At 64.9% G+C, this 12,731-nt stretch carries 10 protein-coding genes; 7 read left to right on the top strand and 3 right to left on the bottom strand.

Going from position 1 to position 12,731, the window contains the following annotated elements; all coding sequences use genetic code 11:
- Position 1: 1 nt before the first annotated feature.
- Positions 2–1,531: a DHA2 family efflux MFS transporter permease subunit gene (locus K8U54_RS00310; RefSeq protein ID WP_249908378.1), complete on the top strand. Its 1,530-nt coding sequence runs from the start codon at positions 2–4 to the stop codon at positions 1,529–1,531.
- An 83-nt stretch (positions 1,532–1,614) separates the two neighbouring features.
- Here K8U54_RS00310 and K8U54_RS00305 read toward each other — a convergent pair whose 3' ends face one another.
- Both K8U54_RS00305 and K8U54_RS00300 read right to left on the bottom strand, forming a co-directional pair.
- Positions 1,615–2,550 carry a hydroxymethylglutaryl-CoA lyase gene (locus K8U54_RS00305; RefSeq protein WP_249908377.1) on the bottom strand — a complete coding sequence of 312 codons (936 nt, stop codon included), beginning with the start codon at positions 2,548–2,550 and terminating at the stop codon, positions 1,615–1,617.
- 134 nt (positions 2,551–2,684) lie between these two features.
- Complete coding sequence (locus K8U54_RS00300; protein ID WP_249908376.1) at positions 2,685–3,890, bottom strand: CaiB/BaiF CoA transferase family protein; 1,206 nt, start codon at positions 3,888–3,890, stop codon at positions 2,685–2,687.
- A gap of 180 nt (positions 3,891–4,070) precedes the next feature.
- Between K8U54_RS00300 and K8U54_RS00295 the strand changes: the two genes are divergently transcribed.
- The 5 genes from K8U54_RS00295 (at position 4,071) to dctM (ending at position 8,697) form a co-directional block, all read left to right on the top strand.
- Complete coding sequence (locus K8U54_RS00295; protein ID WP_249908375.1) at positions 4,071–5,000, top strand: LysR family transcriptional regulator; 930 nt, start codon at positions 4,071–4,073, stop codon at positions 4,998–5,000.
- Positions 5,001–5,089: 89 nt separating this feature from the next.
- Positions 5,090–6,094, top strand: a complete 1,005-nt coding sequence (locus K8U54_RS00290; RefSeq protein ID WP_283939390.1) for a DctP family TRAP transporter solute-binding subunit — start codon at positions 5,090–5,092, stop codon at positions 6,092–6,094.
- 13 nt (positions 6,095–6,107) lie between these two features.
- Positions 6,108–6,485 (top strand): VOC family protein, encoded by a 378-nt coding sequence (locus K8U54_RS00285; RefSeq protein WP_249908374.1) that lies wholly within the window; start codon positions 6,108–6,110, stop codon positions 6,483–6,485.
- Positions 6,486–6,787: 302 nt separating this feature from the next.
- Positions 6,788–7,420, top strand: a complete 633-nt coding sequence (locus K8U54_RS00280) for a TRAP transporter small permease (protein WP_249908373.1) — start codon at positions 6,788–6,790, stop codon at positions 7,418–7,420.
- Positions 7,417–8,697 (top strand): C4-dicarboxylate TRAP transporter large permease protein DctM, encoded by a 1,281-nt coding sequence (gene dctM / locus K8U54_RS00275; RefSeq protein ID WP_249908372.1) that lies wholly within the window; start codon positions 7,417–7,419, stop codon positions 8,695–8,697. Before K8U54_RS00280 ends, dctM begins: the two co-directional genes overlap by 4 nt.
- A 64-nt stretch (positions 8,698–8,761) precedes the next feature.
- On the opposite strand, the gene K8U54_RS00270 is transcribed toward dctM, so the two are convergent.
- Positions 8,762–10,309, bottom strand: coding sequence for an EAL domain-containing protein (locus tag K8U54_RS00270; protein WP_249908371.1), 1,548 nt, complete (start codon positions 10,307–10,309; stop codon positions 8,762–8,764).
- Positions 10,310–10,555: 246 nt separating this feature from the next.
- Here K8U54_RS00270 and acs point away from each other — a divergent pair, with 246 nt between their 5' ends.
- Positions 10,556–12,517 carry an acetate--CoA ligase gene (gene acs, locus K8U54_RS00265; RefSeq protein WP_249908370.1) on the top strand — a complete coding sequence of 654 codons (1,962 nt, stop codon included), beginning with the start codon at positions 10,556–10,558 and terminating at the stop codon, positions 12,515–12,517.
- Positions 12,518–12,731 lie beyond the last annotated feature (214 nt).

The following is a 12,731-nucleotide window of genomic DNA, read 5'->3' as shown; positions in this document are numbered from 1 at the left end:
CATGAGCGACGCCAATTTCCGCCCGGCCAGCATGCTGCTGGCCACCATCGGCATCTCCCTGGCGACCTTCATGCAGGTGCTCGACACCACCATCGCCAACGTCGCCCTGCCGACCATTTCCGGCAACCTGGGCGTCAGCTCGGAGCAGGGCACCTGGGTGATCACCTCGTTCGCCGTGTGCAACGCCATCGCCTTGCCGCTGACCGGCTGGCTGGCGCGGCGTTTCGGCGAGGTGAAGCTGTTCCTCGCCGCGGTGGTGCTGTTCGTGATCACCTCGTTCCTGTGTGGCATCGCCCGTTCGATGCCCGAGCTGGTGGTGTTCCGCGCCCTGCAGGGGCTGGTCGCCGGGCCGCTGTACCCCATGGCGCAGACGCTGCTGCTGGCGATCTTTCCCAGCGCCAAGCGGGGCATGGCCCTGGCGCTGCTGGCCATGGTCACGGTGGTGGCGCCGATCATCGGGCCGATTGCCGGCGGCTGGATCACCGACAGCTACAGCTGGCCGTGGATCTTCTTCATCAACGTGCCCATCGGCATCCTCGCCACCCTGGTGGTGTGGACGCAGATGCGCAACCGCCCGGAAACCACCGAGCACCAGCCCATCGACTACGTGGGGCTGATGCTGCTGGTGCTGGGCGTCGGCGTGCTGCAGGTAGTGCTCGACAAGGGCAACGACCTGGACTGGTTCGAGTCGACCTTTATCCAGATCGGTACCGCCATCTCGGTGATCGCACTGGTGGCCCTGGTGATCTGGGAGCTGACCGACCAGCATCCGATCATCAACCTGCGCCTGTTCATGTACCGCAACTTCACCTTCGGCACCCTGGCGCTGGTGCTCGGCTACTCGGGCTTCTTCGGCATCAATCTGCTGCTGCCCCAGTGGCTGCAGACCCAGCTGGGCTATACGCCGATCTGGGCAGGGTTGGCGGCTGCGCCGATCGGCATCCTGCCGCTGTTCCTGTCGCCACTGGTGGGCAAGTACGCCCACAAGTTCGATTTGCGCCTGCTGGCCGGCGGCTCGTTCCTGGTGATCGGCGCCTCGTGCTTCATGCGCGCCTCGTTCAACACCGAGGTGGACTACCGGCATATCGCCGAGGTGCAGGTATTCATGGGCCTGGGTATCGCGCTGTTCTTCATGCCGACCACCAGCATCCTGCTCTCCAGCCTGCCGCCCAAGGACATCGCCGACGGCTCGGGCCTGGCCACCTTCCTGCGCGTGCTGGGCGGCAGCTTCGCCTCGTCGCTGACCACCTGGATCTGGCACCGCCGGGAGATCTACCACCACGCCCAGCTCACCGAGCACGTCACGCCCTACGACCCGGCCACCCATCAGTACCTGGAGCAGCTTGGCGGTGCGTCGCAATCGGCCTACCTGCAGATCGACCAGGTGGTGGAAAGCCAGGCCTACATGCTCTCCACGGTGGACTATTTCACCCTGATGGGCTGGCTGTTCTTCGGCCTGATCCTGATCATCTACCTGGCCAAGCCGCCGTTCTCGGCCAAGGGCGCTGCGGAGTCGGGCGGCGGGCATTGAGGTAGCCCGGTATTGAGCCAAGCGATACCCGGGAACAGCGTCCTGGGTATCGCATCGCTCAACCGCAGGCTAGGGTCGAGCGATCAGGCTTGCGCCTCGCTCATCCATTTCGGTTTGGGATAACGGCGTTCTGAAGTGCCGGCCTTGAGGATCGCGCCCGGCACCTCGTGGCCGATCAGCTCGGGCAGGGTGGCTGCCGCGGCCAGCAGCAGATCCAGATTCACCCCCGTCTGCAGGCCCATGCGCTGGAACATGTGCACTAGGTCCTCGGTGCAGATATTGCCGCTGGCGCCTGGCGCATAGGGGCAGCCGCCGAGGCCGCCGAGGGAGGCATCGAAGCGCTCGATGCCGGCGTTCAGCGCCGCCAGGGCATTGGCCAGGCCCATGCCGCGGGTGTTGTGAAAGTGCGCGGTGAACACCGCTTCGGGCCAGCGCTGCAGCGACGCGCGGCAGATGCGTTCGACCTGGGCCGGGTCGGCCATGCCGGTGGTGTCGCACAGGGTCACGCCCTGCACGCCGATCTCCAGCAAGCGCTCGGTCAACTCATGCACGCGGGTTTCCGCCACCTCGCCTTCGAACGGGCAGCCAAAGGTGGTCGACAGCGAGGCGTTGATAAACACGCCGCTACCACGGCTGACCTCGATGATCTCGCGAAACTGCGCAAGCGACTGCTCCGGCGTCATGCGCAGGTTGGCCAGGCCGTGGGTGTCGCTGGCCGACATCACCAGGTTGATCTCGTCCACTTCGCAGGACAACGCCCGCTCGCAGCCGCGCACGTTGGGCACCAGCACGGTGTATTCCACGCCGTCGACGCGCTTGATGCCGCGCATCACGTCTTCGGCATCGCGCAGATTGGGAATCGCCTTGGGCGAGGTGAAGGAGGTGACCTCGATCTTTGCCAGGCCGGTTTGCGACAGCCTGTCGATCAAGGCGATCTTGGCGTCGGTGGGCACGAAGCTGGCTTCGATCTGGAAGCCGTCGCGGGTGGCGACGTCCTGGATATAAAGGCGTTTGGTCATGGGGAGGTCCTGATTGTGTCGGGTGTAGACCGGGTCGAGCGCGGCGACACCTGGGAGCAGTGCCTACGGTCTGTGGCAGGCGCAAGAGGCGGTGGACAAGCTTCGCGTTGTCCACCCTACGCGTCTGGCTAGTACTAGATAATCCCGCGCTCACGCAGGCCGGCGACCTGTTCGGCGCTCAGGCCGAGCCCGGCGAGGATGTCTTCGCTGTGCTCGCCGAGCTGCGGGCCGCCTGCACCGATGCGCCCTGGCGTGCGGCTGAGTTTGGGTAGTACGCCTGGCACCTTGAGCGGGCCGACGGGCGTCTGCACCGTCTCGATCATCTGCCGCGCCAGGTAATGGGGGTCGCTGACGATATCGGCGGCGGTGTAGGGATAGCCCGCCGGCACCCGGGCGCCCTTGAGCGCTTCGATCACCTCGTCGCGGCCGCGCTGAGCGGTCCATTCGCCGATGGCGGTATCGATCAGCTCGGCGTGCCGGCTGCGCCCGTCGTTGTGCGCCAGGCGTGGGTCGTTGCCCAGGTCGTCACGGCCGATCAGGGTCATCAGGCGTTTGTAGATGCTGTCGCCGTTGCCGGCGATCAGCACGTAGCGGCCGTCGTTGCAGGGGTAGGAGTTGGACGGCGTGATGCCGGGCAGGGCGCTGCCAGCCGGTTCGCGGACGTAGCCGAAGGCGTCGTATTCGGGCACCAGGCTTTCCATCATGGCGAACACCGACTCGTACAGCGCCACGTCGATCTCCTGGCCTTCGCCGCTGCGCCCCCGCTCCTGCAGGGCCAGCAGCACGCCAATCACCCCGTACAGCGAGGACAGCGAATCACCGATGCTCACCCCGACCCGCACCGGCGCCTGGCCGGCATAGCCGGAGAGGTGGCGCAGGCCACCCATGGCTTCGCCGATCACCCCGAAACCGGGCAGGTCGCGGTAGGGGCCGGTCTGCCCGTAGCCGGAGATGCGCAGCATGATCAGTCGCGGGTTGATCGCCTTCAGCGCCTCGTAGCCCAGGCCCCAGCCTTCCAGCGTACCGGGGCGGAAATTCTCCACCAGGACGTCGGCCTCGGCCACCAGCTGGCGGACGATGTCCTGGGCTTCGGCCTGCTTCAGGTCGAGGGTCAGTGAGCGCTTGTTGCGCGACTGCACGTGCCACCAGAGCGAGGTGCCGTCCTTGATCTTGCGCCACTTGCGCAGCGGGTCGCCGACGCCCGGCGGCTCGATCTTGATCACCTCGGCGCCGAATTCGCCGAGCAGCTTGCTGGCGAACGGCCCGGCGATCAGCTGGCCCATTTCGATGACCTTGAGGCCGGCCAGGGCCATGGGTGCAACGGTTGTGTTGGCAGGCATGTGCGGCTTCCCGATGACTTGGGGTCTGATGGCGCCGAGCATCGCCCAGGGCGCGGCCCACCGCAATCAGTCAATCGCCAAGTCTGGCTTCGTGCTACACGAAGGCTTATGGTGCCGACTGCGGTCCAGTGCCCTCACCATGGGCATCGATCTTTCGCCAGCCACGAAGCGGAGCCTGCCATGCGCGTGGATTTCACCACCCTCAAATTGTTCGTCGCCATCGCCGACGAGCGCAGCCTGACCCGCGCCGCCGAGCGCGAGCACCTGGCGCTGGCGGCGGTGAGCAAGCGCATCAGCGACCTCGAGGCGCACCTGCGCACGCCCTTGCTGTATCGCCAGCCCAAGGGGGTGGCGCTGACGCCGGCCGGTGATGCGCTGCTGCACCATGCGCGCAACCTGCTGGACAACATCCAGCACATGCAGGCCGACCTCAGCGAGTTCAGCGAGGGGATCAACGGCCACGTGCGCATCCACGCCAATACCTCGGCGGTGATCGCCTTTCTGCCCGAGGACTTGGCGGCCTTCAGCGCCGAGCACCCGCAGATTCGCATCGACCTGGAAGAGCGGGTCAGCAGCGAGATTATCCACGCGGTGCGCGAAGGGCTGACCGATATCGGCATCTTCGCCGGCCATGTGCCGGCCGCTGGCGTGCAGGTGTTTCCCTACCGTCACGACCGCCTGGTGCTGGTGGTACCCAGCGGGCATCCGCTGGCGGCCCGCGAGCGGGTGACGCTGTCGGAAACCGTCGGTTACGACTTTATCGGCCTGCAAAAGGAGGCCTCGCTGCACAGCCTGCTCAGCGAGGCCGCGCAGCAGGCCGGTGTGCATCTGCGGGTGCGCATCCAGGTGCGCAGTTTCGAGGCCATCTGCCGGATGATCCATACCGGCCTGGGCATCGGCGTGCTGCCCGAGCAGGCGGTGCGCACCTATCTGCCGAGCATGGCGGTACGGGCGGTGGCGATCGAGGACGCCTGGGCGGTGCGCGAGCTGAACATCTGCGTGCGCCACTACGACAACCTGTCGCTGATCGCCCGGCAGATGGTCGATCACTTGGCCGGCGGTTCTGCCTTCGGCAATGGCGAAGGCAGGCTTGGCCAATCAAGAATTTAGTCGGCTCCGAGGCTGCAGTAGAGTTCGTCGCGAACAAAGGCATCCGGTGGGCGCAGGCCCCCGTACCAATAACAACAGGAGATCGCCTCATGTCCCGCTTGCTCTGCCGCAGCCTGTCCTGCGTGCTGCTGTCCACCGCCATGGCCTTCGGCGCAGCCGTTCAGGCCGAGGAAATCGTCATCAAGTTCGCCCACGTCGCGTCCGACCAGACGCCCAAGGGGCAGGGCGCGCGCATGCTGCAGAAACTGGTCAAGGAGCGCCTGGCCGGCAAGGCGCGGGTGGAGGTGTACCCGAACTCCTCGCTGTTCGGCGATGGCAAGGAGATGGAGGCGCTGCTGCTCGGTGACGTGCAGCTGTTGGCCCCCGCCCCGGTGAAGCTGGAGAAATACCAGCCGCGGGTGCAGATCTTCGACCTGATGTTCCTGTTCGACAATGCCGCCGCGTCCCAGCGTTTCGAGCAATCGCCCAAGGGCCAGGAGCTGCTGCACAGCCTGGAGAACAGCGGCATTCTCGGCCTGGCCTACTGGCTCAACGGCATGCGCCAGTTCACCGCCAACAAGCCGTTGCACCTGCCGAGCGACGCCCGCGGCCTGAAATTCCGCGTGCAGCCATCGGACCTGCAGGCCGCGCAGATCAGCGCCCTGCGTGCGGTACCGCGCAAGATGGCTTTCGCCGAGATCTATCAGGGCCTGCAGACCGGGGTGATCAATGCCTCCGACAACCCCTGGTCGAACATCTACAGCCAGCGCCACTTCGAGGTGCAGCAGTACATGATCGAGTCCAACCACGCGGTCGGCAATTACATGCTGATCACCAACGCCAAATTCTGGAACGGCCTGCCCGAGGACGTACGTGGCGAGCTGAAGACCATCATCGACGAAGTCACCGCCGAGGTGAATCGCCAGGCGCTGGCGCTCAACGAGAAGGACAAGCAGCAGATTCTCGCCGGCGGCAAGCATGAGCTGATCGTGCTCACGGATGAGGAGCGCAAGCAGTGGCGCGAGGTGATGCAGCCGATCTGGAAGGAGTACGAAGACAAGATCGGCAGCGACCTGATCGAGGCGGCCCAGGCGGCCAATGCTGCCGCAAACTAGAACGGAGATCGCCATGCTCGATCATCTTGATCATCTGGTACTGACCGCTACCGATGCCGACGCGACCACGCATTTCTATGTCGAGGTGCTGGGCATGCGCCTGGAAACCTTCGGCAATGGCCGCAAGGCGTTCTGCTTCGGCAACCAGAAGGTCAACCTGCACGTGCGCGGCCAGGAGTTCGAGCCCAAGGCTCACCTGCCGGTGCCGGGTGCGCTGGACCTGTGCTTTATCGCCAGTCAGCCCCTGGACGAGGTGATCGCGCACTTGCAGCGGGTCGGCTGGCCGATCATCGAGGGGCCGGTGATGCGCACCGGCGCCACGGGCCCGATCAGGTCGGTGTACCTGCGTGATCCGGATCTGAACCTGATTGAAATCTCCGAACAGGTGTGAGTTTTGCAATGTTCGACGGCTGTTAGAGCGCGGATGGAGACGTAGGGTGGATGACGCTCTTTTCATCCACCATCGCGATCGCAGAGCGGTGGACGGATCAAGCGTCGTCCACCCTACAAATGGCCGCTTACGCCTTGATCTTGCCGATCCTGGCGTGTCGACAGCACTGAGCGCCGTCCGGCGTGAGCTATTCACCGGGGCCGAAGGCCGCGTTTACCAATCGTGAATAACGGCCCGCCAGACGCCGGGGTTAGAGTCGGCTTGGCAAAACAATTACAACAACTCTCTCTGGGAGACCGCTGATGAATGCGTTGCAGCGCCTGTGGGATCAGCTCGAGGAGATCGCCGTGGCGTTCCTGCTCGCGGCGATGACCCTGGTCACCTTCTCGTACGTGGTATTCAACAACCTCTACGGTGTTTTCTACGCCCTGGGTGATGCCCTGCCGTTCGGCAACGATGCGCTGTTCGCCATCGGTGACGGCATCCTCTATGTCGCCCAGGAAATGACCTGGAGCGTGGCCCTGACCAAGGCCATGTTCGGCTGGCTGATCTTCGTCGGCCTGGCCTGGGGTGTGCGCATCGGTGCGCACATCGGCGTCGACCTGCTGGTGCGCATGTTCCAGCCCGCCCTGCAGAAGGCCGTGGCGATTTTCGCCCTGGTGATCTGCCTGGGTTACTGCGCGCTGATGGCCTACTCCAGCGAGCAGTGGGTGGCGCTGCTGTTCACCCTCGGCACCGGTGCCGAGGACCTGGACCGTTTCGGCGTGCAGCAGTGGCACATCGTGATGATCGTGCCGATTGGCTTCTCGTTGATGTTCCTGCGTTTCGCCCAGGTGCTGGTGCGGGTGATCCAGGACAAGCAGATTGGTTTTGGTGGTCACGGCGAAGTCGAAGACGCCATCAAACTCGCCGAAGAGACGGAGGCCAAACGATGACCATCGCATTTCTGTTCGTCGCCCTGTTCGCGCTGATGTTCATCGGCATTCCGGTGGCGATTTCCCTGGGTTTGTCCGGGGCCATGACCATCCTGTTCTTCAGCAACGACTCGGTGCGTTCGCTGGCGATCAAGCTGTTCGAGACCAGCGAGCACTACACGCTGCTGGCCATTCCGTTCTTCCTGCTGTCCGGCGCGTTCATGACCAGCGGCGGCGTGGCCCGCCGATTGATCGATTTCGCCAACGCCTGCGTCGGCCATATCAAGGGCGGCCTGGCCATCGCCGCGATCCTGGCGTGCATGCTGTTCGCCGCGCTGAGCGGTTCGTCGCCGGCCACCGTGGCGGCGGTCGGCTCGATCGTCATCGCCGGTATGGTGCGCTCGGGCTACAAGAAGGAGTTCGCTGCCGGCATCGTCTGTAACGCCGGGACCCTGGGCATCCTGATTCCGCCGTCGATCGTCATGGTGGTCTACGCCACCGCGACCGAGACCTCGGTGGGCAAGCTGTTCATGGCCGGCGTGGTGCCGGGCCTGCTGCTGGGCGTGTTCCTGATGATCACCATCTACATCATCGCCCGAGTGAAGAACATGCCGTCGCTGCCGCGCGCCTCGCTGGCCGAGATCCTCACCGCCGGGCGCAAGGCCGGCTGGGGCCTGGCGCTGATCGTGATCATCCTCGGCGGCATCTACTCGGGCATGTTCACGCCGACCGAAGCCGCTGCAGTGGCGGCGGTGTACGCGGCGTTCGTGGCGATCTTCATCTACAAGGACATGACCGTTCGCGAGTGCCCGAAGGTGTTCATCGAGGCCGGCAAGCTCAGCGTGGTGCTGATGTTCATCATCGCCAACGCCATGCTGTTCGCCCACGTGCTGACCACCGAGCAGATCCCACAGTCGATCACCGCCTGGGTCGTGGATCAGGGCTTCAGCCCCATCGAGTTCCTGATCGTGGTGAACATCGTGCTGCTGGTCGCCGGCACCTTCATGGAGCCGTCGGCGATCATCCTGATCCTGGCGCCGATCCTGTTTCCGATCGCCATGCAGCTGGGCATCGACCCGATCCACCTGGGCATCATCATGGTGGTGAACATGGAGATCGGCCTGATTACCCCGCCGACCGGGCTCAACCTGTTCGTCACCTCGGCGGTCACCGGCATGCCGCTGACCCGCACGGTGCGCGCCGTGTCGCCGTGGCTCTTGGTGATGCTGGCGTTCCTGATCCTGGTGACCTACGTGCCGTTCATTTCCCTGGGCCTGCCGAACTGGCTGGGGATGTAAGCGGAACTGTCCTGAGGTTCATCCCGTGACCCAGAAACCCGGCCCAGTGCCGGGTTTCTTCTTCCTATAGCTGTGTCGGTGGCGTGCGCAGCGTATCGAACAGCGGGGCGGCAGGCATCGGTCGCGCGAAGTGAAAGCCTTGCAGAAAGCGCACCCCACGTTGCGTCAGGTACCGGCCCTGTTCGGCGCTTTCCACGCCCTCGGCGACCAGGTCTAGCTGCAGACGGGTGGCCAGGTCGAGGATGTTGTCGAGCAGGTGCCGGGACAACGAGTGTGAGTCGACCATCGAGATGAAGCTGCGATCGATCTTCAGCACGTCGACCCGAAATTCGCGCAGGTAGGCCAGGCTCGAATGGCCGGTGCCGAAGTCGTCGATGGCGATGCGCACGCCCAGCTGGCGCAGCTCGGCGAACAACTGCTCGGTGGTCGCGGTCGGGGTGATCATCTGCCGTTCGGTCAGCTCGAGAACCAGGGTGATCCGTCCGGGGGTGAAGGCGGCGAGGAAATCGCGGCATTCATCGATCAGTTGCAGATCCTGGCAATGCGCCGCGGTGATATTGACGCCGACATGAAAGCCCATGGGCAGCTGTTCGGCGCGGCTGGCGAAGTCTTCGCGGATGTGGCGCATCAGCGTGCGGGTCATCGGCACGATCAAACCCAGGCGTTCGGCCAGGGGGATGAACTGGTTCGGCGGCACCAGGCCTTCGCTGGGGTGCTGCCAGCGCATCAGTGTCTCGACGCCGCACCATTGCCGGGTCTCGGCATCCACCACCGGCTGGTAATGGGGAATGAATTCGTCGGCTTCCATGGCGCGCTTGAGCGCCGTGCCGGGGGAGGTAGCGCGCAGGCTGAGGCGGTAGCTGCCGGCGCCCGCCAGGGCGCCCAGGACCAGGAACAGCAACCACTGCGGCTGATAGTGATCCTGCATGTACTGTACGGTGGCGCCGGGCGGGTAACCGCCGGCAACCTGGAAGGGGTAGCGCGAGGAGCGGACCTGAATGGCGTATTCGGCCTTGCCGTTGGCCGGTGCATTGCTTACCTGGCCATCGGCAGCGAGCCAGCTCTGGCCCACGGCGATCTGCAGCGACACCTCCTGACCGTTGATCTGCAACAGGTTGATCAGGTGCTGGCCATCGATGCCGATCAACACGCCGCGGTCGCCTTCGGCCTGCCGGTAGACCAGCACGGCGCGATCGGGCGTGACCGCGTTGCCGGCCATCAGCCGCAGCTGGCCGTTGACGTAGCTGGTGGTGTCCTCGTTGCGGTCGTAGGCGCCCATTAGCGAGGTGCAATAGATCAGGCCGTCGGCGACCAGATTGACCGAGCGCGAGAAGGGGCTGACGGCCACCTGGCTGCGCAGGGTCTGGGCGACGTCCTCACAGGGGTGCCCGGCGAGCGGCAGCACCACGCCAGCGGCGCGGGCTGCATCGTCGAGCATGGCGTCGAGCTGTTTCCGGGCATCGGCTGCGCTTTTGGCGGCGCGGCTTTCCAGCAGCGTGGCGGCCTGCCAGTACATCAGCGGTATGCCGAGCAGCAGCGGCAGCGCCGCCACCGCCAGCGAGGTGCTCAGGCGCCGGGCGCGTCCACGGGTGCGCAGGGTGGAGAAGGGCATGGCGTTACGGGGTCCAGGATGGCTATGCAGAGCTTAGCGAAAGACGCCCGACAAGAATGCTCGCTGCGTCTCGCAATTGGTGCCAAACGCCTATTATCGTGGAGTTCGCGAGTTATCACGGCCCCGCCGCTGGGGCTGCGACCAAGGTCTGGCAGCGTTAAGACCATGGTCGAATGGTTGAGCGGGAGGGCGATGGTTACAAATGTGGGCATAGAAAAACAACATTAATAAAGCCGAGGTGATTCAATGAGTGCTGCGTCCCTGTATCCCGTGCGCCCCGAGGTGGCGGCCAATACGATGACTGACGAGGCCACCTACAAGGCCATGTACCAGCAGTCGGTGATCAACCCCGATGGCTTCTGGCGCGAGCAGGCGCAGCGCCTCGACTGGATCAAGCCGTTCACCAAGGTCAAGCAGACCTCCTTCGACGACCACCACGTCGACATCAAATGGTTCGCCGACGGCACCCTGAACGTCTCCTACAACTGCCTGGACCGTCACCTGGAAGAGCGTGGCGATCAGATCGCGATCATCTGGGAAGGCGACGACCCGTCCGAGCACAAGGAAATCACCTACCGCCAGCTGCACGAGCAGGTGTGCAAGTTCGCCAACGCCCTGCGTGGCCAGGACGTGCACCGTGGCGACGTGGTGACCATCTACATGCCGATGATCCCCGAAGCGGTGGTGGCCATGCTGGCCTGTGCACGCATCGGCGCCATCCACTCCGTGGTGTTCGGCGGCTTCTCGCCCGAGGCCCTGGCCGGGCGCATCATCGACTGCCAGTCCAAGGTGGTGATCACCGCGGACGAAGGCCTGCGCGGCGGCAAGAAGATCCCGCTCAAGGCCAACGTCGACGACGCCCTGACCAACCCCGAGACCCGCAGCATCCAGAAGGTCATCGTGGTGCAGCGCACCGGCTCCGACATCAAGTGGAACCAGCACCGCGACATCTGGTTCGAGGACCTGATGAAGGTCGCCGGCAGCGTCTGCGCACCGAAGGAAATGGGCGCCGAGGAAGCGCTGTTCATCCTCTACACCTCCGGTTCCACCGGCAAGCCCAAGGGCGTGCTGCATACCACCGGCGGCTACCTGCTGTACGCGGCGCTGACCCACGAGCGGGTGTTCGACTACAAGCCGGGCGACGTCTACTGGTGCACCGCCGACGTCGGTTGGGTCACCGGCCACAGCTACATCGTCTACGGCCCGCTGGCCAACGGCGCGACCACCCTGCTGTTCGAAGGCATCCCCAACTACCCGGACGTGACCCGTGTGTCGAAGATCATCGACAAGCACAAGGTCAACATCCTCTACACCGCACCGACCGCGATCCGCGCCATGATGGCCCAGGGCGAGGCGGCCGTGGCCGGCGCCGACGGCTCCAGCTTGCGCCTGCTGGGCTCGGTGGGTGAACCGATCAACCCGGAAGCCTGGGACTGGTACTACCGCAACGTCGGCAAGGAGCGTTGCCCGATCGTCGACACCTGGTGGCAGACCGAGACCGGCGGCATCCTGATCAGCCCGTTGCCGGGCGCCACTGCGCTGAAGCCGGGCTCGGCGACCCGTCCGTTCTTCGGCGTGGTGCCGGCGCTGGTCGACAACCTGGGCAATCTCATCGAAGGCGCCGCCGAAGGCAACCTGGTGATCCTCGATTCCTGGCCGGGCCAGTCGCGCAGCCTGTACGGCGATCACGACCGTTTCGTCGACACCTACTTCAAGACCTTCAAGGGCATGTACTTCACCGGCGACGGCGCACGCCGCGACGAAGACGGCTACTGGTGGATCACCGGCCGCGTCGACGACGTGCTCAACGTGTCGGGTCACCGCATGGGCACCGCCGAGGTGGAAAGCGCCATGGTCGCTCACCCGAAGGTCGCCGAAGCGGCGGTGGTCGGCGTACCGCACGACATCAAGGGGCAGGGCATCTACGTCTACGTGACCCTGAACCAGGGCCAGGAGCCGTCCGAGCAGCTGCGCCAGGAACTCAAGGCCTGGGTCCGCAAGGAAATCGGCCCGATCGCCACCCCGGACGTGATCCAGTGGGCGCCTGGGCTGCCGAAAACCCGTTCGGGCAAGATCATGCGCCGCATCCTGCGCAAGATCGCCACGGCCGAGTACGACAGCCTTGGCGACATCTCCACCCTGGCCGACCCGGGCGTGGTGCAGCACCTGATCGACACCCACAAGGCGATGCAGAGCGCCTGCGCCTGATCTGACCGCGCCGTTGCGGACGCCCCACGCTGGCCTGGCCGCGTGGGGCGTTTGCGTTGGGCTGTCGGCAGTGGGACTCGCGAGTCGTAATTGGCTGTTTTTTGTTCTGTCAAGATGCCTGCAGGGTGCCACTGCGACTTCTGTAATTAGTTGTCGCATCTGGGAAATATCGCCTGCCGCGCTATCGCTAGAATGCCGCACTTCCGTGCGCCGC

It is taken from the genome of Pseudomonas fulva (assembly GCF_023517795.1).
Classification (GTDB): Bacteria; Pseudomonadota; Gammaproteobacteria; order Pseudomonadales; family Pseudomonadaceae; genus Aquipseudomonas; species Aquipseudomonas fulva_D.
This window is presented reverse-complemented; position numbering and strand designations above follow the sequence as displayed.

Excerpts from the sequence above, each read along its gene's own strand:
- K8U54_RS00280 (WP_249908373.1), top strand. The coding sequence starts at position 6,788 with ATGAATGCGTTGCAGCGCCTGTGGGATCAGCTCGAGGAGATCGCCGTG.
- K8U54_RS00270 (WP_249908371.1), bottom strand. The coding sequence starts at position 10,309 with ATGCCCTTCTCCACCCTGCGCACCCGTGGACGCGCCCGGCGCCTGAGC.
- K8U54_RS00300 (WP_249908376.1), bottom strand. The coding sequence starts at position 3,890 with ATGCCTGCCAACACAACCGTTGCACCCATGGCCCTGGCCGGCCTCAAG.
- K8U54_RS00295 (WP_249908375.1), top strand. The coding sequence starts at position 4,071 with ATGCGCGTGGATTTCACCACCCTCAAATTGTTCGTCGCCATCGCCGAC.
- acs (WP_249908370.1), top strand. The coding sequence starts at position 10,556 with ATGAGTGCTGCGTCCCTGTATCCCGTGCGCCCCGAGGTGGCGGCCAAT.
- K8U54_RS00305 (WP_249908377.1), bottom strand. The coding sequence starts at position 2,550 with ATGACCAAACGCCTTTATATCCAGGACGTCGCCACCCGCGACGGCTTC.
- K8U54_RS00290 (WP_283939390.1), top strand. The coding sequence starts at position 5,090 with ATGTCCCGCTTGCTCTGCCGCAGCCTGTCCTGCGTGCTGCTGTCCACC.
- dctM (WP_249908372.1), top strand. The coding sequence starts at position 7,417 with ATGACCATCGCATTTCTGTTCGTCGCCCTGTTCGCGCTGATGTTCATC.
- K8U54_RS00310 (WP_249908378.1), top strand. The coding sequence starts at position 2 with ATGAGCGACGCCAATTTCCGCCCGGCCAGCATGCTGCTGGCCACCATC.
- K8U54_RS00285 (WP_249908374.1), top strand. The coding sequence starts at position 6,108 with ATGCTCGATCATCTTGATCATCTGGTACTGACCGCTACCGATGCCGAC.